23 protein-coding genes are annotated in these 21,321 nt (G+C 35.3%); 9 read left to right on the top strand and 14 right to left on the bottom strand.

The window, feature by feature from the left end; all coding sequences use genetic code 11:
* The first annotated feature begins 2 nt into the window (after positions 1 to 2).
* The 5 genes from mtnW to ACZ76X_RS12550 all read left to right on the top strand — a co-directional run bounded on the left by mtnW (position 3) and on the right by ACZ76X_RS12550 (position 3,586).
* Positions 3 to 1,247, top strand: a complete 1,245-nt coding sequence (gene mtnW, locus ACZ76X_RS12570) for a 2,3-diketo-5-methylthiopentyl-1-phosphate enolase (protein ID WP_479850607.1) — start codon at positions 3 to 5, stop codon at positions 1,245 to 1,247.
* Positions 1,244 to 1,903 carry a 2-hydroxy-3-keto-5-methylthiopentenyl-1-phosphate phosphatase gene (locus tag ACZ76X_RS12565; RefSeq protein WP_479850606.1) on the top strand — a complete coding sequence of 220 codons (660 nt, stop codon included), beginning with the start codon at positions 1,244 to 1,246 and terminating at the stop codon, positions 1,901 to 1,903. Before mtnW ends, ACZ76X_RS12565 begins: the two co-directional genes overlap by 4 nt.
* Positions 1,900 to 2,538, top strand: a complete 639-nt coding sequence (locus ACZ76X_RS12560; protein WP_479850605.1) for a methylthioribulose 1-phosphate dehydratase — start codon at positions 1,900 to 1,902, stop codon at positions 2,536 to 2,538. Before ACZ76X_RS12565 ends, ACZ76X_RS12560 begins: the two co-directional genes overlap by 4 nt.
* Positions 2,516 to 3,028, top strand: coding sequence for a 1,2-dihydroxy-3-keto-5-methylthiopentene dioxygenase (locus ACZ76X_RS12555; RefSeq protein ID WP_479850604.1), 513 nt, complete (start codon positions 2,516 to 2,518; stop codon positions 3,026 to 3,028). Before ACZ76X_RS12560 ends, ACZ76X_RS12555 begins: the two co-directional genes overlap by 23 nt.
* Before the next feature lie 282 nt (positions 3,029 to 3,310).
* Positions 3,311 to 3,586, top strand: coding sequence for a hypothetical protein (locus ACZ76X_RS12550; RefSeq protein ID WP_048530837.1), 276 nt, complete (start codon positions 3,311 to 3,313; stop codon positions 3,584 to 3,586).
* Between the two features lie 50 nt (positions 3,587 to 3,636).
* Here ACZ76X_RS12550 and ACZ76X_RS12545 read toward each other — a convergent pair whose 3' ends face one another.
* From ACZ76X_RS12545 to ACZ76X_RS12530, 4 genes are all read right to left on the bottom strand, one after another.
* A complete protein-coding gene (locus ACZ76X_RS12545; protein WP_098667436.1) occupies positions 3,637 to 3,969 on the bottom strand; it encodes a DUF3909 family protein in 333 nt (110 codons plus the stop codon).
* 5 nt (positions 3,970 to 3,974) lie between these two features.
* Positions 3,975 to 4,853, bottom strand: coding sequence for an NAD(P)-dependent oxidoreductase (locus ACZ76X_RS12540; RefSeq protein WP_479850603.1), 879 nt, complete (start codon positions 4,851 to 4,853; stop codon positions 3,975 to 3,977).
* 4 nt (positions 4,854 to 4,857) lie between these two features.
* Entirely contained in the window at positions 4,858 to 5,994 is a 1,137-nt protein-coding gene (locus tag ACZ76X_RS12535; RefSeq protein WP_479850602.1) for a serine hydrolase domain-containing protein, read from the bottom strand.
* A gap of 90 nt (positions 5,995 to 6,084) precedes the next feature.
* Positions 6,085 to 7,377, bottom strand: a complete 1,293-nt coding sequence (locus ACZ76X_RS12530) for a GGDEF domain-containing protein (RefSeq protein ID WP_142337322.1) — start codon at positions 7,375 to 7,377, stop codon at positions 6,085 to 6,087.
* 331 nt (positions 7,378 to 7,708) lie between these two features.
* On the opposite strand from ACZ76X_RS12530, the gene ACZ76X_RS12525 reads away from it, so the two are divergent.
* From ACZ76X_RS12525 to ACZ76X_RS12515, 3 genes are all read left to right on the top strand, one after another.
* Positions 7,709 to 8,326: a nitroreductase family protein gene (locus ACZ76X_RS12525; RefSeq protein ID WP_098667433.1), complete on the top strand. Its 618-nt coding sequence runs from the start codon at positions 7,709 to 7,711 to the stop codon at positions 8,324 to 8,326.
* A 291-nt stretch (positions 8,327 to 8,617) separates the two neighbouring features.
* Positions 8,618 to 8,836 carry a hypothetical protein gene (locus tag ACZ76X_RS12520; protein ID WP_000100487.1) on the top strand — a complete coding sequence of 73 codons (219 nt, stop codon included), beginning with the start codon at positions 8,618 to 8,620 and terminating at the stop codon, positions 8,834 to 8,836.
* 196 nt (positions 8,837 to 9,032) lie between these two features.
* Positions 9,033 to 9,407 (top strand): DUF3915 domain-containing protein, encoded by a 375-nt coding sequence (locus ACZ76X_RS12515; protein ID WP_479850601.1) that lies wholly within the window; start codon positions 9,033 to 9,035, stop codon positions 9,405 to 9,407.
* Positions 9,408 to 9,504: 97 nt separating this feature from the next.
* Here the strand turns inward: ACZ76X_RS12515 and ptsP are convergent, their stop codons facing one another.
* From ptsP to glcT, 4 genes are all read right to left on the bottom strand, one after another.
* Positions 9,505 to 11,217, bottom strand: a complete 1,713-nt coding sequence (gene ptsP / locus ACZ76X_RS12510) for a phosphoenolpyruvate--protein phosphotransferase (protein WP_098667431.1) — start codon at positions 11,215 to 11,217, stop codon at positions 9,505 to 9,507.
* Positions 11,217 to 11,480, bottom strand: coding sequence for a phosphocarrier protein HPr (ptsH, locus tag ACZ76X_RS12505; RefSeq protein WP_000411080.1), 264 nt, complete (start codon positions 11,478 to 11,480; stop codon positions 11,217 to 11,219). The genes ptsP and ptsH overlap by 1 nt, the downstream gene beginning before the upstream one ends.
* 135 nt (positions 11,481 to 11,615) lie before the next feature.
* Positions 11,616 to 13,679: a PTS glucose transporter subunit IIABC gene (gene ptsG, locus ACZ76X_RS12500; protein ID WP_479850600.1), complete on the bottom strand. Its 2,064-nt coding sequence runs from the start codon at positions 13,677 to 13,679 to the stop codon at positions 11,616 to 11,618.
* A gap of 339 nt (positions 13,680 to 14,018) precedes the next feature.
* The gene (gene glcT / locus ACZ76X_RS12495) at positions 14,019 to 14,867 is read right to left on the bottom strand and encodes a glucose PTS transporter transcription antiterminator GlcT (protein WP_479850599.1); all 849 of its coding nucleotides are present in this window, start codon (positions 14,865 to 14,867) and stop codon (positions 14,019 to 14,021) included.
* A gap of 165 nt (positions 14,868 to 15,032) precedes the next feature.
* Between glcT and ACZ76X_RS12490 the strand changes: the two genes are divergently transcribed.
* Positions 15,033 to 15,839: an HAD family hydrolase gene (locus ACZ76X_RS12490; RefSeq protein ID WP_479850598.1), complete on the top strand. Its 807-nt coding sequence runs from the start codon at positions 15,033 to 15,035 to the stop codon at positions 15,837 to 15,839.
* A gap of 70 nt (positions 15,840 to 15,909) precedes the next feature.
* On the opposite strand, the gene phnF is transcribed toward ACZ76X_RS12490, so the two are convergent.
* The 6 genes from phnF to scpA all read right to left on the bottom strand — a co-directional run bounded on the left by phnF (position 15,910) and on the right by scpA (position 21,170).
* A complete protein-coding gene (phnF, locus tag ACZ76X_RS12485; protein ID WP_002194085.1) occupies positions 15,910 to 16,641 on the bottom strand; it encodes a phosphonate metabolism transcriptional regulator PhnF in 732 nt (243 codons plus the stop codon).
* Positions 16,571 to 17,359: a glucosamine-6-phosphate deaminase gene (nagB, locus tag ACZ76X_RS12480; protein ID WP_098667427.1), complete on the bottom strand. Its 789-nt coding sequence runs from the start codon at positions 17,357 to 17,359 to the stop codon at positions 16,571 to 16,573. Before nagB ends, phnF begins: the two co-directional genes overlap by 71 nt.
* A 4-nt stretch (positions 17,360 to 17,363) precedes the next feature.
* Positions 17,364 to 18,506, bottom strand: coding sequence for an N-acetylglucosamine-6-phosphate deacetylase (gene nagA, locus ACZ76X_RS12475; protein WP_011040636.1), 1,143 nt, complete (start codon positions 18,504 to 18,506; stop codon positions 17,364 to 17,366).
* 208 nt (positions 18,507 to 18,714) lie between these two features.
* Positions 18,715 to 19,617 (bottom strand): ComEC/Rec2 family competence protein, encoded by a 903-nt coding sequence (locus ACZ76X_RS12470; RefSeq protein WP_098667426.1) that lies wholly within the window; start codon positions 19,615 to 19,617, stop codon positions 18,715 to 18,717.
* Positions 19,618 to 19,695: 78 nt separating this feature from the next.
* Positions 19,696 to 20,268: a segregation/condensation protein ScpB gene (scpB, locus tag ACZ76X_RS12465; RefSeq protein WP_000376225.1), complete on the bottom strand. Its 573-nt coding sequence runs from the start codon at positions 20,266 to 20,268 to the stop codon at positions 19,696 to 19,698.
* Positions 20,269 to 20,426: 158 nt separating this feature from the next.
* Positions 20,427 to 21,170 (bottom strand): segregation/condensation protein A, encoded by a 744-nt coding sequence (scpA, locus tag ACZ76X_RS12460; RefSeq protein ID WP_001199758.1) that lies wholly within the window; start codon positions 21,168 to 21,170, stop codon positions 20,427 to 20,429.
* Between the last annotated feature and the right edge of the window lie 151 nt (positions 21,171 to 21,321).

The raw sequence follows: 21,321 nt of genomic DNA, 5'->3' as shown, positions 1-21,321 counted from the left end.
CAATGAGCAGAATTATAGCGACATATTTAATCCATGATGATTCACATAACTTAGAAAAAAAGGCTGAGCAAATTGCACTCGGTTTAACGATTGGCTCTTGGACACATTTGCCACATTTATTGCAAGAACAATTAAAACAACATAAAGGCAACGTCATTCATGTTGAGGAATTAGCTGCACAAGAACATACCAATTCGTATTTACGTAAAAAAGTAACACGCGGAATTATTAAAATTGAATATCCTTTATTAAACTTCAGTCCAGATTTACCAGCTATTTTAACAACTACATTCGGAAAGCTATCACTTGATGGCGAAGTAAAATTAATTGACTTAACTTTTTCAGACGAGTTAAAAAAACATTTTCCTGGCCCAAAGTTCGGCATAGATGGTATTCGAAATCTTTTACAAGTGTATGAGCGTCCTCTTTTAATGAGTATTTTTAAAGGGATGATTGGACGAAATATTGGATATTTAAAAACGCAATTACGTGATCAAGCAATTGGTGGTGTAGATATTGTAAAAGATGATGAAATATTATTTGAGAATACATTAACACCACTTACGAAACGCATTGTATCTGGAAAAGAAGTTTTACAATCCGTATATGAAACGTACGGACATAAAACGTTATATGCCGTAAATTTAACCGGACGAACTTTTGATTTAAAAGAAAATGCGAAACGTGCGGTGCAAGCTGGAGCTGATATTCTATTATTTAACGTATTTGCTTACGGACTAGATGTACTACAATCACTTGCAGAAGATGATGAAATCCCAGTTCCTATTATGGCACACCCTGCTGTAAGTGGTGCTTACTCAGCATCCAAGCTATATGGAGTTTCATCTCCTTTATTACTCGGAAAGCTATTACGTTATGCTGGCGCTGACTTTTCATTATTCCCCTCTCCATATGGGAGTGTTGCGCTAGAAAAAGAAGAAGCCCTTGCTATCTCAAAATATTTAACTGAAGACGATGCATTTTTCAAGAAAAGCTTCTCTGTTCCGTCTGCTGGTATTCACCCTGGTTTCGTTCCCTTTATTGTACGAGATTTCGGTAAAGATGTTGTTATTAATGCTGGCGGCGGGATACACGGACATCCGAACGGAGCGCAGGGTGGCGGTAAAGCCTTCCGTACTGCGATTAATGCTACTTTGCAAAATATACCTCTTCATGAAGTAGATGATATAAATTTGCATAGTGCACTACAAATATGGGGAAATCCCTCTCATGAGGTGAAATTATGAGTATTCAAGTATTTTGTGATTTCGATGGCACGATTACCAATAATGATAACATTATGTCCATTATGGAAAAATTCGCACCACCAGAAGCTGAAGAAGTAAAGAATAGAATTTTATCGCAAGAGCTATCTATTCAAGAAGGTGTTTCTCAATTATTTCAATTCATACCTACTAATCTACACGATGATATCATTCAATTTTTAAAAGAGACTGCTGAAATCCGTAGTGGTTTTCATGAATTTATACAATTTGTAAATGAAAATAACATTTCTTTTTATGTTATATCAGGTGGAATGGATTTCTTCGTCTATCCACTCTTGCAAGGACTTATTCCAAAAGAGCAAATTTACTGTAATGAAACAGATTTTTCAAATGAATACATTACTGTTAATTGGCCTCATCCTTGTGATCATCATTGTCAAAATCATTGCGGATTATGTAAATCATCTTTAATCCGTAAATTAGGTGATGCGAATGACTTCCATATTGTAATTGGAGATTCCATTACTGATTTACAAGCTGCGAAACAAGCAGATACAGTATTTGCCCGTGACTTCCTTATTACAAAGTGTGAAGAGAATCATATCGCCTATACACCTTTTGAAACATTTTACGATGTTCAAGCTGCATTAAAGCATTTGTTGGAGGTGAAGTTATGAAACAACTTTTTCGTCAATGGTATGACTTAAGCGAGATCAAAAAAGAATTAACAACACGAAATTGGTTTCCTGCAACGAGTGGTAATATTTCTATAAAGGTTAGTCATGAACCGCTCACTTTTCTCATTACAGCAAGTGGTAAAGATAAAACAAAGACAACTCCAGATGATTTTCTATTAGTAGATCATCTAGGAGTTCCCGTATTAGAAACTGAATTACGTCCTTCAGCAGAAACAATATTGCATACACATATTTATAACAATACGAATGCCGGATGCGTACTTCATGTTCATACAACTGATAACAATGTCATCACAAATTTATATAGTGATGCAGTCACCCTTCAAAATCAAGAAATTATTAAAGCTCTTGATATTTGGGAAGAAGGCGCAACAATTAACATTCCTATTATCGAAAACCATGCCCATATCCCAACGCTTGGAGAAAACTTCCGAAAGCATATACAAGGCGATTCGGGAGCAGTATTAATCCGTAACCATGGTATTACCGTATGGGGACGAGATAGCTTTGATGCAAAGAAAAGATTAGAAGCTTATGAGTTTTTATTCCAATTTCATATAAAACTATTATCAATCCAAGGAGGCGTTTCTAGTGGCGCAAATTCGTATTCATGAAGTAAATACTCGTATTGAAAATGAAGTGGAAGTATGTAAATTTCTACAAGAAGAAGGCGTTTTATATGAGAAATGGAACATATCTAAGCTTCCTACTCATTTAAATGAAAATTATTCTTTAACAAATGAAAACAAAGCTGAAATATTAGCTGTGTTCTCAAAAGAAATCGCTGATGTTTCAGCGCGCCGAGGTTATAAAGCACATGACGTAATTTCACTTTCAAATAGCACACCTAACCTTGACGAATTATTAATTAATTTCAAAAAAGAACACCATCATACTGATGATGAAGTTCGCTTTATTGTTAGTGGTCATGGCATCTTTGCCATTGAAGGAAAAGATGGAAAGTTCTTTGACGTTGAACTTGAGCCAGGCGATCTCATATCTGTTCCTGAAAATGCAAGACATTATTTTACCTTGCAAGAAGATCGTCAAGTTGTAGCTATTCGTATTTTTGTTACAACTGAAGGCTGGGTTCCAATCTATTAAGGTAGTCAGTTGAATAAAAGGTCTTGGACCCCCTTTTCCAACCTTTTATTCACTCTACATATATACATCCTCCTATGGAACAGGCTTATTTCAAAAAATGAAATAAGCCTGATTTTTTATTATCTCAAACATATGAGTCCTTCTATTTTTCAAGTGAATTTTCAACACTTTTTGAACATTTATTGAACTTTTTTTGAATTTTTTCTGAAAATTCTGTTTTGTATATGATATACTACAATTAACTAAGAAGGAAAAGAATATGGCAAACAGAGGGGGAGAATCATGAGTTTACTTATCGCACTTATACTAGGGGTTACATGTGGAGCACTTCCTGTTATTTTAGGAGCTATTATGGAAGAGTTAGAGGTTGGTGTTTTAGGTTTTGTCGCATCTTGTGTAAGCGCTTTATTTTTCGGTTTATTCGGTGCTATTCCTGTTTCAATTCTCTGTGCATTTTATATAATACGCCATGCTCGTACAAAACAATTTGGTCCTAATCACACCGCGCAAGTGATTCCATTCCCAATTGAACGTTGCCGCCGGGCTTCTAGCTTATAATTATCAGTTTTAATATACCTAAATAAATAAAAGTCCTCACATGAGGACTTTTATTTATTCTCTTCTAGAAATTGAAATAATTCTTGTAAATGCAGAGCATCTTCACTATAGCTAACAGATACGTGGCTTATACCGTCGATCTCTGCTTGCATATAAAGGTCCACTCCATCTCGATCATATTTCAATGCCAAATAAAATTCCATTTCTTCTAGCATCTTTTTTGAAGTTCGAATGACGTAATGCCCTTTTTCATCTTTTCCATATTCGAATTCCGGTTCAAAATCATATTTTTGTTTAAACGCTTCTTTTTGTTTTTCATTAATTTGTATACAAGTTGCTCGTTGCACAGCATCAATCATCTCATCAAATTTTTGAAGATCCATTTCATTTACCCCCTTATGTATTTTTTGTATAACACTTGTGTTCCGCTATTTTCTTCCCCATCTTTTATTAGCTCTTCATACAATTCCTTCGCCAAACTTAAACCTGGTACTGGTAATTGCAATTTTTCAGCCTCATCTAAAGCAATCTTCATATCTTTCATAAAATGCTTTACATAAAAACCTGGTTCAAAATCTCCCTTTAACATTCGAGGAGCTAAATTACTTAATGACCAGCTACCTGCTGCTCCCGTTGAAATACTCTCTAATACTTTATCAGGATCTAATCCAGCCTTTTTCGCATAAGCAACAGCTTCACATACTCCAATCATATTAGAAGCAATCGCAATTTGATTGCACATTTTTGTATGTTGTCCACTTCCAGCCGGCCCTTGCAACTGAATATTTGTTCCTAGTTTTTCAAATAACGGTACACATTTTTCATATATTTCTTTCTCTCCACCGACCATAATTGCGAGTCTTGCTTCTTTCGCACCAACGTCTCCTCCAGATACAGGTGCATCTAACGTATATACATTCTTACTTTTACCAGTTTCATTAATACGTTTTGCCAATGTTGGTGTAGATGTCGTGAAATCAATTGCTATCGTGCCTTCATTTGCATTCTCCAAAATTCCATCTATCCCAAAGTACACGTCTTCTACATCATGTGGATACCCAACCATAGTCATTACAACATCAACTTGCTTTACTAACTCTTTCGGTGTATCACACCAATTTGCACCATCTTGCACTAAAGAGTCTGTTTTCGATTTTGTTCTATTATATACATATACTGTATGACCGTCTTGCATTAAATGACGCACCATACTTTTTCCCATTACACCAATACCGATGAAACCAATTGATACATTTTTATGTTCCATTTTCTCATCCCCTTTGTTCTAATAAATCACTTACCATCTTTCGGAACTCTTTATTAAAGTCATCATCCATACTATTTTTCACATTTGAAAATAAAATAACAAAAGTGCCTTTTTCTTTATTAAAATTATTGAAAGTGTTCCAACCAGATAGTACACCATGATTATGAAAATAATCCGGATATATGTAAAAACTAAATGCATATTTTCGTTCTGCTGAAGGTGAAAACATTGCTTGTATACTTTGTTCAGAAAGAAGTTTTCCATTTATAATTGCTTCGTCTAATTTCTTCATATCTCCAACTGTCGTATACATCTCACCACAACCATATAGCCAATCCATGCCTAACTTCTGCGCTGGTACAAGCTCTTGATTTTTTTTTACATAACCCTTTGTAAAATTTTTATCTCCAGGTACCATATTTCCCATACCAGATTCATGCATATCTGCTTTTACAAATATGTTTTCTTTTATGTAATCTCCTAAAGGTTTTTTCGATATATGTTCTATTATATAAGCAAGCACCATATAATTATAATCTGTATACCTCCAACCTGTTCCTGCAGGAAATTCTAAATTTTGACGTCCAATCCAATTCATTAATTGTAAACGGGAAGCAGCATTAACATTGCCTTTTGCGTGTTCAGGTAAACCAGAGGTATGCGTTAATAAATGATATAGCGTAATATTTTTATTCTCCGGAAATGAAGGAATATATTTATTTACATTATCTTGAATATTTAGCTTCCCTTGATCCTGCAGTTGTAAAATAGATGTGGCAACAACTGTTTTCGTAATGGAACCGATACGATATTTTGTGTGAGGCGTATTTTCTATTTTATTTTGAACATCAGCATATCCATACCCTTTATTCAATATAACATGCTCTTTATCTGTTACCAAAACTGTTCCATTGAATTGCTTTCCGACTAAATATTGATCTAATTTTTGAGATATGCTAGCATAATCAATTTGTTGCTCTTCTTTTTCTTCTATATTCCCTTGTACTTCCGATTCAATAGTAGGATTCACTTTAGTTGTTAATACAGTGTTTTCCTTTATATTGGGGTTAACAAGAAAATAGTATACTCCGCCGCCAACTATAGCAGACAGTGCAGCCATGACCATTACTTTTTTTATCATATTAATCCTCCATCATTCCTTCGCTAAAAATTGTCCCCCTATTCTATTATCAAACAATAAAAAAAAATCGCAACAATTTGTTGCGAAAAATTACATTTTTTCTTTTCTATACACACATACTTGATTCTTTCCATTTTTTTTCGCTTCATATAATGCAATATCCGCTCGTTGCATTAATTCTTCTCTTGTAATCCCTTTTTCATATAATGCAACTCCAAAACTCGCTGTTAATTTCGAAATTCCTGAGAATTGCTTTGTTTCAATGAAAAAGCGTAATGATTCCGCAACCTGAAATGCTTCTTTTTCTACTGTATTCGTTACTAAAATAATAAATTCTTCTCCGCCCCACCTAGCAAATACATGTTGCTCCTCCACTTTAGATTTCATAAGCTCTGCAAGCTGAATTAACGCTAAGTCACCAAAATCATGGCCATACGTGTCATTTACTGCTTTAAAATTATCTATATCAAATAAAATAAGTGCTATGTTTTCATTATTACGCATCGCATTGTCCCATTCTGACTCTAGTATTTGTTGGAACTTCAAACGATTATAAATCTCTGTTAATGAATCTATCATAGCGAGCCTTTCTTGTTCTTGATAGATTTCATCTAATTCTGTAATCTCTGTACACTTCACAATAAATCTTGATAAATCTTCTGGCAATGGTGTCGCACGCAATAAAAAAGTTGACACTTCTCCTTCATAGTTGGACATCTTAATTCTTCTATCATATGATAGTGTATCATCTAACCATGTTATATCATGGGTTGTTGAATAGTATCCATTTTCTCTAATAAAATGTTCAGCAAATACTAAATGTTGCTCACGATAGGCAAACAAATTTTCATATCCGAAAAACTCTAAGAAATTTGTATTACAATCAACAATCTCATCGTCTTCTACTATGAATAATAGATCATTGCGAAAATCAAACATCGTTTGAAGAAGTTCTTGTTGCAAACTTACTTGTCGCACTAAAGAAAGCTGATATAAACTTTTATTCACTTCCTCTAACACCATTTGTGGAGTCACAGGTGCTATCACAATATTACGTATTCCTAACGTAAGCACCTCTGCAAACTCGCTTGTTATTTGTTGATCCCAAATGACAATAAATGTACTCTGTCGATTATACATATTCTTTATATATTTTATTTGAGAAAAATCTGTTACATACATAATTACAATATGTGGTTGAGTCCTCTGAAACAATACTTCCCCTTCTTCAAAACTATTTGCTATAAACATACATTTTGGATGGATATTTTCTATCGTTTGTTGATGTGTACATCCATTTTCTATATAAAGGACATTTAACTGAAGATCTTGTAATACATTTTGGAAAACCGTATTCTCTAATAAAAAATGTAGTATGTTCATCACTAGTCTTCACTCACTTCATATATCTTGTTCTACTGAATTCCTCACAAACATTTTATAAAAGGCTGTTCTCTAAAAACTTTAATGAGTGAGGAATACATGTTAACAAGCTAATTGAGAATGTTATCTTCGCTTTTTCACTCTATAAATTCCTTTTTTAGTGTATGATTATAGGAATTGTATCGTTTGTATGAATGCCCTAGCTTCCGCTTTAAAACTTGACAATTAAAATAAAGATATTATATTCTTAAATTCGATAACTTACAAAATGTAAGTAGAATATTTTACATATATTTTTTCATTATTTAATATGTAATTTGGAGGATATATAATGACAAACGATAACTTTTTTAATGTCCTATATGAACGCACATCTACACGTGCATTCAACCCAGAGAAAGAAATTTCATCTACAGAGTTACACGAGATTTTAAAGGGAGCTGCTCAAGCACCTTCTGCTTGGAACTTGCAGCACTGGAAATTCCTTGTATTCCAAGGTGAAGATGTACAGAAACGATTACATCCAATTGCTTATAACCAACAACAAATTCTTGATGCTTCTGCTGTAGTCGCTATTTTAGGTGATTTAGAAGCTTATAAAAATGTTGAACCAGTTTATGGTCCGATTGTAGAACAAGGATTTATGAAAGAAGAAGCAAAAGAGCGCTTAGCTAAAAATATTGAGTCTGCATATGCTCGTGAGCAATTCCCAAGAGATGCAGCCTTTTCAAATGCATCTTTAGCAGCAATGCAACTTATGCTTACTGCTAAAGCAACTGGCTGGGATACTTGCGCTATTGGTGGCTTCAATCCACAAGCACTTACAGAAGAATTCAACGTTTCATCTCGCTACGTACCAATTATGCTTATTACAATTGGTGAATCAACTTTGAAAGGCCATCCTGCACCACGAATGAGCGTAGAGCAAGTGAGTGAATGGGCAAAATAATAAAGTGAAACTGGAATCAATGTGAAGGTTTTACTACACTTTCATACGAATAAAAAAAGAAACGAAGGTAATTTTATTACCTTCGTTTCTTTTTTATTCTGTCACACATCCGTAATATTACAATGTATAATTCGACATCTACACATAAAAAAACAGTAAATTTTATGCTATTTCCATATACACAAATGGCGTTTCGTGTCGAATCTTGTTAAATCATCGAAATATAACCGTGTGTTTTTGTTACAATTATGATACAATAATAACAAATAGATAACAAGAGAGGGATTTTCATTGAGTTCATACGGAAGCTTTATTGCACTTTTATGTTACATAGTAACTGTACTGCTTCTATATTTTATTGGGGATGCTGCAAACATTTCAGTATTACAATTTCCTAAAGAAGAAGCGTTCCAATTAGAATCAGAAAAACATACTGCAAGATCCATCGTACCACTACTCCTAGCTCTTCCTGTATATATTATCGTTTTATATAAAAGCAAAAAAGTGTAAAGGCTACCTATTTCATTCATTTCGGTGGTCCTTACACTTTTTTGTGATATCTATCCTATTTTAAATATCATCCCGTAATAAACACCCAGCTAGTCTTTTAAAATGAGAAAATCACCTAGAAAAAATTCCACTCTCTGTCCAGTCACTCACTACCGAACTTACATAGATTATAAGTGTGAAGGGGGTGATGAGGATTATGTTTGGATCATTTGGATGCTGTGATAACTTTAGAGACTGTCATCATCGTGAAAGAGAGTGTGACCATCGCGACCATCGCGACCATCGCGAGAAAGAGAGAGAGGTTAGACCACAACAACCAGCTGTATGTAACGTACTTGCTAACATTTCAGTTGGAACAGAGCTTTCTCTTTTAAGCATTAGAGGTAACGGCACATTCAACAATGTAATTTTTGAAGGTTTCGCTAATGGCGTTGCTCTTTTCTCTGCTTTAGCTCGTAATAACAAAGACGACAAAGATAACAATAAAGACGATAAGAACAATCAAAACCGAAATACTTTTACTGGTATTTTACGTGTATGCCCAACTGATATCGTTGCTATCGCTATCTAATTCTGTTCCTTATCCTCTATAGTAAGAAAATAAGATTTACTTTTCTCATAGAAAAAACCTGAGACCGATTTCAAATCGACTCAGGTTTTTTTATTACTTATATGCTTTTAACTAGTTCAACAACTTCTTCAGCAGTTGACATCATTAATGCTTTTTCTGCTAATGTTTCCATTTCTGCTTTTGACAACTTGCTTAGTTGTGTTCTTGCAGGAAGAATAGATGTTGCACTCATACTGAACTCATCTAAACCTAATCCTAATAATAATGGAATAGCAAGTGAATCGCCCGCCATCTCACCACACATACCAGCCCATTTGCCTTCTTTATGAGCAGCATCGATAACCATTTTTACAAGACGTAAAATTGATGGGTTATATGGTTGGTATAAGTAAGATACTTGTTCGTTCATACGGTCTGCAGCCATTGTGTATTGAATTAAGTCGTTTGTTCCGATAGAGAAGAAATCAACTTCTTTTGCGAATTGATCTGCTAATACTGCTGAAGCTGGGATTTCAACCATCATACCAACTTCAATAGAATCAGAAACAGTTGTACCCGCTTCTTCAAGCTTCGCTTTCTCTTCTAATAAGATTGCTTTTGCTTGACGGAACTCATCAAGAGTTGCGATCATTGGGAACATAATTTTTAAGTTACCGTATACGCTAGCACGAAGTAATGCACGAAGTTGTGTACGGAACACATCTTGCTCATCAAGACATAAGCGAATTGCACGGTATCCTAAGAATGGGTTCATTTCTTTTGGTAAATGTAAGTATGGAAGCTCTTTATCTCCACCGATGTCAAGTGTACGAACAACAACAGGTTGACCTTCTTTTACACCTTCAAGAACTGCTTTATACGCTTCGAACTGCTCTTCTTCTGTTGGAAGATTGTCACGGCCCATGTATAAGAATTCTGTACGGTATAAACCAACGCCTTCTCCGCCATTATCGATAATACCTTGTACATCATTTGGTGTTCCGATATTTGCAACAAGCTCAACGTGATGTCCATCACTTGTTACAGTAGCTTGGTCTTTTAATTTTGCCCATTCAGCTTTTTGCTCTTCAAATTTCGCTTTCTTTTCTTCAAACGAGCGAAGAGTTTCTTCTGATGGATTTACAATTACTTCTCCATCTAAACCATCGATGATTACGATATCGCCGTTTTGGATTTTCTCCATAACAACTTTCGTACCAACAACAGCTGGAATTTCCATAGAACGAGCCATAATTGCAGAGTGAGATGTACGTCCACCGATATCAGTTGTAAAACCTTTTGCATACTTACGGTTTAACTGAGCTGTATCAGATGGTGTTAAATCTTCAGCAATGATGATTACTTCTTCAGAAATTGTACCTGGATTTGAGAAGTTAATGCCTAGTAAATGTGCAAGAACGCGTTTTGTTACGTCACGAATGTCCGCAGCGCGTTCTTTCATATATTCGTTATCCATGTTTTCAAACATAGAAATAAACATTGATGCAACTTCATCCATTGCAAATTCAGCATTTACTTTTTCGCTATTTACTTTATCTTTTACTGGGTTTACTAGTTCTGGATCATTTAACACTAATAAATGTGCTTCAAAGATCGCAGCTTTGTCAGCACCTAGCTCAGCAAAAGCGTGGTCCTTAATAGCTTCTAATTCAGTTTTTGCTTTCTCAAGCGCAGCGTCTAAGCGTGCAATTTCTGCAGCTTCGTTTGTAATTGATTTCTTTTCGATGTTAAATTCAGGATTCTCAAGTCTGAAAGCCTTTGCAATAGCAATCCCACTTGATGCAGCGATCCCTTGAATGTTAAGAGTCATTATTCTCCTAATCCTTCGTTTTTCATAGTTTCTTCGATAGCTGCTAGTGCTTGAGCTGCATCATCACCATTTGCAGTGATTTTAATTTCTGCGTTTTGTTGAATGCCTAAAGACATAACGCCCATGATTGATTTTAAGTTAACGTTTTTTCCGTTATACTCTAAGTTAATGTCAGAACCAAATTTGCTTGCAGTGTTTACAAGTAGAGTTGCTGGACGAGCATGAATTCCTGAGTCGCTAGTTACTTTAAAGATTTTTTCCATGATAATTTATCTCCTTTAAATTACAGTTTTTTTTAGTTGTATAGACGTGAGTACTACATCATCTATTGTATATAATAGGCGATGTTCGGTCAACCACATCGCCTATTATAATTATAAACATTTTGCGTCAAATTCCTACTGAATGTCAATAATAGCGTTTTCGCCCTTTTTAACATTTCCATCTTTTTTCAATTCAACTTGTTGCCCTTGTTGTAAATTCGTAAAGACAATTGGTGTAATGATAGATGGTGCATTTTCTTTTACAAATGCAAGATCTACTTTTAATAATGGTTGTCCTTGTTTCACTTTGTCGCCTTGTGCTACAAGCGCTTCAAAACCTTCACCATTTAATTTTACTGTATCAATACCGAAGTGGATTAAAATTTCTTTTCCGCCTTCAGATTGAATACCAATCGCATGCTTTGTAGGGAATACGTTAACGATTTCACCATTAACTGGAGAAACTACTGTTCCTTCTGTTGGCTCGATTGCAAATCCGTCTCCCATCATTTTTCCTGAGAATACTTGATCAGGTACTTCTGTAATCGGTAAGATTTTCCCTTCAATTGGTGAAACAATTGTTTCATTTTCATCAACTTTTTGAGGAGCTTCTTCTACTTTTACAGGCTCTTCTTTTTCAACATGAGGTGTACGACCTGACATAATATCATGAATTTGTGATTTTAATGTGTCAGATTTCGGTCCGAAAATAGCTTGAATGTTATTTCCAACTTCAAGTACACCAGCTGCTCCAAGCTCTTTTAAGCGATCTTTGTTTACATTCTTTTGTTCATTAACTTGAACACGTAAACGAGTAATACAAGCGTCTAAAGAGGCAATGTTTTCTTTACCACCAAGTGCTACTAATACTTCACGAGGAAGTTCACCAGCTTCTGTTTTTCCTGCGCCGTCATTCGCATTTGCTACTTCACGGCCAGGTGTTTTTAAATCCCATTTACGGATTGCAAAGCGGAATCCGAAGTAGTAAATAACTGCTAGTACAAGACCAACAACAATTACCCACCACCATGCTGTACGGCCTGGTAGTACACCGAATAGTAGGAAGTCGATTAAACCACCAGAGAATGTCATACCAATTTTAACACCTAAAATTTGCATTGTCATAAATGATAGACCAGCGAATACTGCGTGAATTCCGAATAATACTGGTGCTACGAATAAGAATGAAAATTCAAGTGGTTCTGTAATACCTGTTAAGAATGATGTTAATGCAGCAGAACCTAAAATACCAGCTGCTAATTTTTTATTTTCTGGACGTGCTTCATGGTACATTGCTAATGCTGCTGCTGGAAGACCGAACATCATGAACGGATACTTACCAGTTGTAAATGTACCTGCTGTTAATTCTACACCGTCTTTTAACTGTGCCATAAAGATTTTTTGGTCACCACGGATTAATTCGCCAGCTGCATTTGTATACTGACCGAATTCGAACCAGAATGGTGAATAGAAAATGTGATGTAATCCAAATGGAATTAATGAACGTTCAATTAAACCGAATATAAATGCTGCTAACGTTCTATTCGCATCAATCATTTGATGTGAGAACGTATTTAAGCCACCTTGAATGTATGGCCAAATGAAGCACATGATAATACCTACTACTAAAGAGAATGTTGCAGTTGCGATCGGTACGAAACGCTTACCTGCGAAGAAACCTAAGTATGATGGTAATTCAATATTGAAGTATTTATTATAGCAATATGCCGCCACTATACCGACGATAATACCACCAAATACTCCCGTTTGTAGTGTTGGAATTCCTAATACGTTTGCATATGCTGGATCAGTAAATCCAATTTTCACTGGATCTGCTCCAGAACTTGTTACTTTCACTAGCTTGTCTACTTCTAAGAACACACTCATCGTTTTGTTCATAATTAAGTAGCCGACGAATGCTGCTAAACCAGCTACTCCATCTCCACCAGCTAAACCAATTGCTACCCCAACTGCGAATAATAATGCAAGGTTAGCGAAAATAATATCACCAGATTGTTCCATAATTTTTGCTACCATTACGAACCAATCGGCTTTTAAAGCAGGAATAACATTTGTTAACTGTGGATTCTGAAATGCATTACCAAATCCAAGTAAAATACCTGCTGCCGGTAAAATCGCTACTGGAAGCATAAGCGCTTTTCCGACTTTTTGAAGAACACCAAAGATCTTCTTAAACATGGAAACCCTTCCTCTCTTATCTATATTGATACCTTCCGACAAACGCCAAAAAGGCATGAGGAAAAAAAGATAGAACGATAGCTATACAAAGGGTAGTATATCCCTTTCTCTAGCTTACATTCCTTACTTTTCTCCACTCATGCCTGATCGAATCAGTAACACGTGTCAAAAATAGGTTTACGTATAAGTTCACTATAATTAAGGCAAACGTTTTCTTTATTTACCTTAATGTGTTTGTCGAAATTTGTATAACTTTGCAATAGTTATTATACATAACTATTGTAAGCGATTCAATGATTTTTTTTAACGTTTTCATTTTAGACAAAACTATATGTCTTTTTACACATGCTCTGCCTTTACTAAGCGCTGCAGATGCATCGTTAAATATATGCTCTCTGCTTCATAAACAGGAAGTTGTAATTCTTTTTGCATGACCTTAACTAGCTTCCAAGCTAAATTATAACAGACAGGATATTCTGCCTTCAATAAATCAGCAAAACTTTGTGATTCCTCTACTTTCTCTCCTTTTTTCACCCGTTCAATCGCATATTGTAAATGACGGATAAGGCGTAAATAGTGGATACTTTCTTGGTCTAATGTAATTTGTAAGTTTGTCTCAATTAAAGATACAAGCTGTGCAATGAGACGAGAGTTTTGATTAACTGAAGATAAATCTGAATTTGTAAGTGAACTATAAATATGAAGTGCAATAAAACCAATTTCTCCTTCTGGCAATGTAATTTGCAAACGAGAATTTAAAAGGTCTACAACACCTTCAGCAATTTCATATTCTTCTGGATAGAGCATTTTCGTTTCAACTAAAAAAGGATTATCAATGGTAAGTCCTTGTTTTAATCGCTTAATCGCAAAAGAAATATGATCTGTTAAAGCGATATGAATATGTTCATTTAATGGTGATTTCGCTTTTTCTTGAATATAAAACATAATATCGTTCATTAATTCAATTAATTTTTCACTCACATGCGGCACTAACAGTTTGTATTGTTCACGGTCACGTTCATTTTTTAAAACAAACATTTTTTCAATTTGTTCTTGCTCCAACACGTCTTTTACTTTTTTTCCAAAGCCAATCCCTTTACCAATCACTACTACTTCCTCGTGTTCAGGATGGCTAGCAATGATGACATTATTATTTAAAACTTTTTTAATTTCTAGATAATTACTCATATAACACCACCCTCGTCCTTAAATAGCCTGCTTTTATGTTACAGAATATTCTTCTTTGTCGTCAATGTAAAACATCTACCATTTCATAAAAATTCATTTTTTAGACATGTATATAGATGATGCGTATAATGTAAGAGCAACTGTACATAGAAAGGGGTTAACAACATGATTAAAATGTTTGTAAGTGATATCGATGGTACAATGATGCAACACGGAGGGTTAATTGACGAACAGGATATTGTAGCACTTCGTAGTCTCGCTGAGCAAAATGTTATTCTTTGTTTCGCTTCTGGCCGACTTGATAATGAAATTGCAGACTTAATGAAAGCTGTAAATACAAATTTCCATCGTATTAGCGTAAATGGTGTTTTCGTATATACGCACGAAAACAAGCAACTATTATCCGCAACATTCGATTCGAGTATTCTACCTGATTTATTAGCAATGACAAATGAAGATCCTTATTTTCGTTATGTAAGTGATGAGCATAATTATTACATTGAAGAAAAAACACCGTTTATTCATGAACTTGAACAACAAGTAACGATGACTTCCGTTGAAGAACCGCATCTATTAGAAAAAATTGATGATACTATTTTCCCAAATAAAATCTCTGTCGGCGGAACAAAGGAAAGTTTACAACTTCTCCAGAAAAAAATTGTTGAAAAATTCCACGGAAAAGTGAGTACCTTCATTTCAGCCGAACAATGTTTAGATGTAATGCCACCTAATATTAGTAAAGGTTCTGCTATTTCTGTTTTATTAAAAGAGTTTCAATTACAACCAGAAGAAATTGCTTGCATAGGGGATTCTTATAATGATATTCCAATGTTTTCTTTAACTCCTCACAGTTTTGCTATGTCTCAAGCTGATGACGCAGTAAAAGAACACGCTCACTATGTAGTAAATACAGTTAAAGATGCTGTTAACCACGTAATTGCTCATAATAAAAATACGACTCACTCCTTGTAAGGATGAGTCGTATTTTTTCTTTACATGTTAAACAATTTGACATTTACTGTACTTCACAAACTGAAATATATTATTTGTTACGTGCGATGTTTGTAATAAACTTATAACGATCCCCACGATAAATACATTTCACATACTCTAACGGTACTTCACCTTCTGAATATGACCATTGACGCATTACAAGCACTGGCGCCTTTTTAGGAATATGCAGATGTTCCGCTTCATTATCGGTTGCAATTGAAGCTTCAATTGATTGAGTAGCGCTAACAAGTTTAAAGCCCAGTTTTTTCTCTAAATGTTCATATAAAGATTGTTGCAATATTTCTTCGTTAATATCTTTTACAAGAGCTGGCGACAAATATGTCGTCTCAAAAGCAATCGGTTCATCATCAGCTAAGCGAATACGCCTCACTTCATAAACCGACTCTCCCTCCTGTATTCTCAGCCGATCTGCTATTTTCGCAGTAGCTGGAACGAGGCGGAAACTTAGTAATTGACTACTCGGGTTCATCCCGCGAGAAATCATATCTTCTGTGAATCCCGTCATTCCTTGCAACTTTTGTTCCACTTTCGGAAGTTGGACAAACGTACCGATTCCACGTTTCCGATATAAATAACCTTGTTCCACTAAATTATTAATCGCCTGTCTGATTGTCATACGACTCACTTCGAACTTATCACAAAGTTCATTCTCAGATGGGATTTTATCTCCCGGCTTCCATTCGCCGTCCTCAATTAGCTGTTTCACCCACTCTTGAATCTGATAATAGATCGGAAATGGTGAATACTTGTCGATGTTCATCAGCAATCGCCTCACTGCATAAAGATAGAGCTTCTTGATCAGCGATTACGGTTACATTCGGATGACGTTGTAAAACTGTAGCAGGACACGCTTCACTATAATCACCTTGCAATAATTCTTTAACAGCTTCTGCCTTTTTAGCACCCATAGCAACAAGTAGAATTTGTTTCGCTTTCATAATGCTTCCAATTCCCATTGTAATTGCATGAGTTGGCACATCTTCTTCTTTTTCGAAGAAGCGAAGGTTTGCTTGGCGTGTAGATTCTGTTAATTCAACAATGTTTGTTGGAGAATTAAACGGTGTTCCTGGCTCGTTAAATCCGATGTGACCGTTTTCACCGATTCCAAGAATCTGTAGGTCAACTGGGTTAGCAGCTAGAATGCCCTCATAACGTTTGCACTCTTCCTCTAAATCACTTGCCATCCCGTTTGGTACATAAGTTTGTTTAAATGGAAGATGATCAAACAACTGTTCTTGCATGAAATAATGATAGCTGTTTTTATCTTCATGTGGTAAATTTACGTACTCATCTAAGTTTACAGTGGTTACACGGCTTGTATCAAGTTTATTTTTTCGCATTTCTGCATAAATACCTAATGGAGAGCTTCCTGTAGCCATTCCTAATGTTGGATTTTCTTTTGTTTTTACAACTTCTTCAATTAATTTATAACCTGCTTCTGCTAGTTCTTCTGGAGTTTTTACAACAAGAATATTCATTTCATTACTTCCCTTCCTTCATATGAATTCCTAAACGAACCGTATCATATACATGTAAATCTTCATTCATCACAACAAAGTCTGCATCTTTTCCTACCGCTAACGCACCTTTATTATTTAATCCAAACTCTTCTGCTTGGTTCACTGATGTCATTAGTACTGCTTCTTCGATTGAACAGCCTGTAAATTCAATTACATTTCGGAATGCTTGATCCATTTTTAGAATACTACCAGCTAACGTTCCATCTTCTAATCGGGCACTACCATCTTTTACATGTACGGGCTGTCCGCCAAGCTCATATAATCCATCTTCAAGACCTTTTGCACGCATTGCGTCAGTAATAACACTTACTTTTTTCGGTCCTTTTAATTTATATGCTAATTTCACCATATCAGGGTGAATGTGAATACCATCTGTAATTACTTCAACCATTACATCTGGATTTAATAACACATGACCAACAACTCCTGGTTCACGGTGATGTAATCCACGCATTTGGTTGTATAAATGCGTTGCATGTGTAATGTTTCTATTTTTTAGTTGTGCATCAATCGCATCTGTATGCCCCATTGTGCCAACAACACCAGTTTCAGCAAGATACTGCTCAAACTCTAACGCACCTTCTTCTTCAGGTGCATATGTTACTAATTTGATTAAATTCCCGCTCGCTTCCTGCCATTGTTTAAATTGTTCAATATTCGCAGGAACAATGTGTTCAAGTGGTTGTGCACCTGCACGTTTTTTTGAAACATACGGTCCTTCTAAGTGAATGTATTCGAAATGCGCTCCTTTTTCTTTCGCTTCTTTCGCAGCATGTAGTGCTGCTTCGATTGCTTCTGGAGCTTGTGTCATTGTTGTTGGGAAGTAAGTTGTAACTCCTTCTTTTAACATTTCTTTACCTAGAGTTACTAACCCATCGCTATTTGCATCCATCGCATCAATATCGTATCCACCATGAATATGAACATCAATCATACCTGGAATCACAATCTTCCCTGCCGCATCTAAAACTGCTTCATTTTCTTGTGATACATATTGAGCCATCAAACCAATTTCTTTAATTGTTTCTGCGTAACGAATAAATCCGTTTTCCACTACTTCTTGACCTGTATAAATTTTGGCATTGATGACAACTTGCGTTTTCATTTTCATCGATCCTTTCCCATGAAATACCTACTTGTTATTATTACCTTATTCGCCTAATTCCATCTTAATATATGCACGAGTAGTTGTCTATACATTCTAATGAAATTTCCTCTTTGTTTAACAAAAAGGAAGCTTAATACGTCTCTCGTAATTATAATATATGTTATTCATTTTTTCCAAAAAGGAACAATATCATCTATCGTATGAATCACTTAAGTAATGGCATTAATCCACTAGAGCCTATTGTAATATGTTCACCGTCTGTTTCCATTTCTACTGTACGTTTATTCGTTCCATACATCATTATACCGTGTCGTTTTAACCGTCTCACAACACTTTGGTGTGGATGTCCATACGGATTTCTGCTACCGTAAGAAAGAATTGCGAACTGCGGTTCTACCTTCTTTATAAACCTTTCACTTGTTGAAGTATATGAGCCATGATGTCCTACCTTTAACACATCTGCATGTACATCAAATTGCTTTAATATTTCAGTTTCCGTCCGCACATCAGCATCACCCATTAGTAAAAAATCTGCCTTACCATACCGAATCTTTAATACAATTGAAGATTCATTATTTTCATCTTTGGACTTCCCGTTGTTTAATACTTGTATGGAAACATGCGGATCTAGCGGTATGTGTTGGCCCTCTTTTACTGAAATGAAAGGGATTCCCCTTTTCTTTATATTATTTCGATACGTATGATAAGTAAGAGAACTATATGTTTTTCCACTATCTAATATAAGTGATACCGGCATTTGCTCTACAATCGGAATGAGCCCTCCTATATGATCCATATCAGGATGAGTACTGACGATAGCATCTAAATGATTAATCCCTTTTTCAATTAATTTTTGGATAATAACCTCACCAGCTTCATAAGGTCCCCCATCTATTAACATCGTTTGTCCATTTGGCAATGTAATAAGTGTTGCATCACCTTGTCCTACTTTTAAGAAACTCACTTTCATTTTACCAAAATGTTGCCGCTGCATATGTAAAGGAGACGCAGTATGAATAGACATCATATACCTTTTGGCTGATGCACTATTTAAAGAAAAGCATAACAAAACAGAAACTAATATTAAAACACTTCGCATCCCTCTCATAACTCGTCTCCTTTTTTCAATTAGTATGGCACGGTATATGATTGATATACAAAAAAAGCTTAGCAAAATGCTAAGCTTTTATTTCGATATCTCTTGCAAAGAACCGAAGAATAAATCCGCTTCATTCATTTGTTCGTTTTCTTCAGAAAGCGGAGGCAAATCATCTAATGTTTTTAATCCAAACGTGTCCAAAAATTCTTTCGTTGTTCCATATAAAATAGGACGCCCTGGCCCTTCTGCTCTTCCCATTTCTTTTATAAGTAAGTGTGATACTAACGTTTGTAACGCCTTATCAGTTTTTACTCCTCTAATCTCTTCCATTTCAGTTCTTGTAATCGGTTGGCGATATGCAACAATCGCTAACGTTTCTAGAGCAGCCTGAGAGAGTGAAGCAGCTGTTGGGATCTCTATTAGTTTTTGATAGTAAGACGCATGTTCTTTCTTGGTAGCAAAACGATATACTTTTGCATACTGTACAATTTGCAAACCGCGGTGTGCACCTTCACATTCTTTTTGCATTTCTTCTAAAATATCGATTACTTCGTTTCCTTCAATTTCAAGGACTTTCGCTATTTGTTCTGGATAAATCCCTTCATCACCAGAAACAAATAAAAGCCCTTCAATGATTGATTTCTGTTCTGTTCTATCCATTTTACGAGCTCCTTCCTCCTATTTTCTCCATAAAAATACACATCAAAAAACCGAATCACAATCAATGCGTTCGGTTCAATATTTTTTCTCTTGTTCCAAACGATACATTCAAACCTAGCATGAGATATCATATTTCTATCTCATTTTCCATACTAACTCTATGCTGATTTAGTATAGCTTGATACGAAAATCTCATCAAAATTATGTTCTTGTTCAATTATGATTTGTTGATTCTTCATAAGCTCAAGAACCGCTAAAAATGTTACAACCATTATTTCCCGTTCATCATCAACAAACAAATCATAAAAACTTTGACGACCACCTTGTATTTCTAACTGCTTTAAAATATCAGTCATGCGCTGTTCAATTGGTATTTCTTGACGAGTAATACGTGTTGTTACAGGTTTCTTTGCTTTTTTTCGGCGCATTAATTTTTGAAATGCCGCTAGCATATCATATAACGTAACATCAAGAGGCAAATTCGTCTCCTCTTCTTGTTGCAACGATGTAAAATCAATTGGCGGACGTGTATATAGCTGTGCTCTTTCTTGTTCTCTTTCTTTTAGCTCAGTAGCAACTTGCTTATATTTCTTATATTCAATTAACCTCTCCATCAATTCTTGACGAGGATCATCTATAAAGTCATCACCGTTATCAAGTACATCTTCTTCATGTTTCGGCAACAACATTTTACTTTTAATTTGTAATAACGTTGCAGCCATTACTAAATACTCACTTGCAACATCTAATTGTAATTCTTTCATCGTATGAACATAAGATAAATATTGCTCTGTAATTTCCGCTACAGGAATATTATATATGTCAATCTCATAACGATGTATTAAATGTAACAATAAATCTAAAGGCCCTTCAAAAGCCTCTACTTTAAAATTATACTGCACAAAGCATCCCACCACATTTTTTCTATAACAACATAAGTATAGAGCATACTCATGTTCTATCCAACCTTTTTAAGAAATTTAATTAAAAATAGACCGATGCCTATGTCATCATGCCCACGACTTCATATGATAACAGTGTAGTAAGAACAAT

Source organism: Bacillus sp. BC05(2025) (assembly GCF_056725905.1).
The sequence above is the reverse complement of the archived record's forward strand: the minus strand, read 5'-3'. Positions and strand labels throughout refer to the sequence as shown.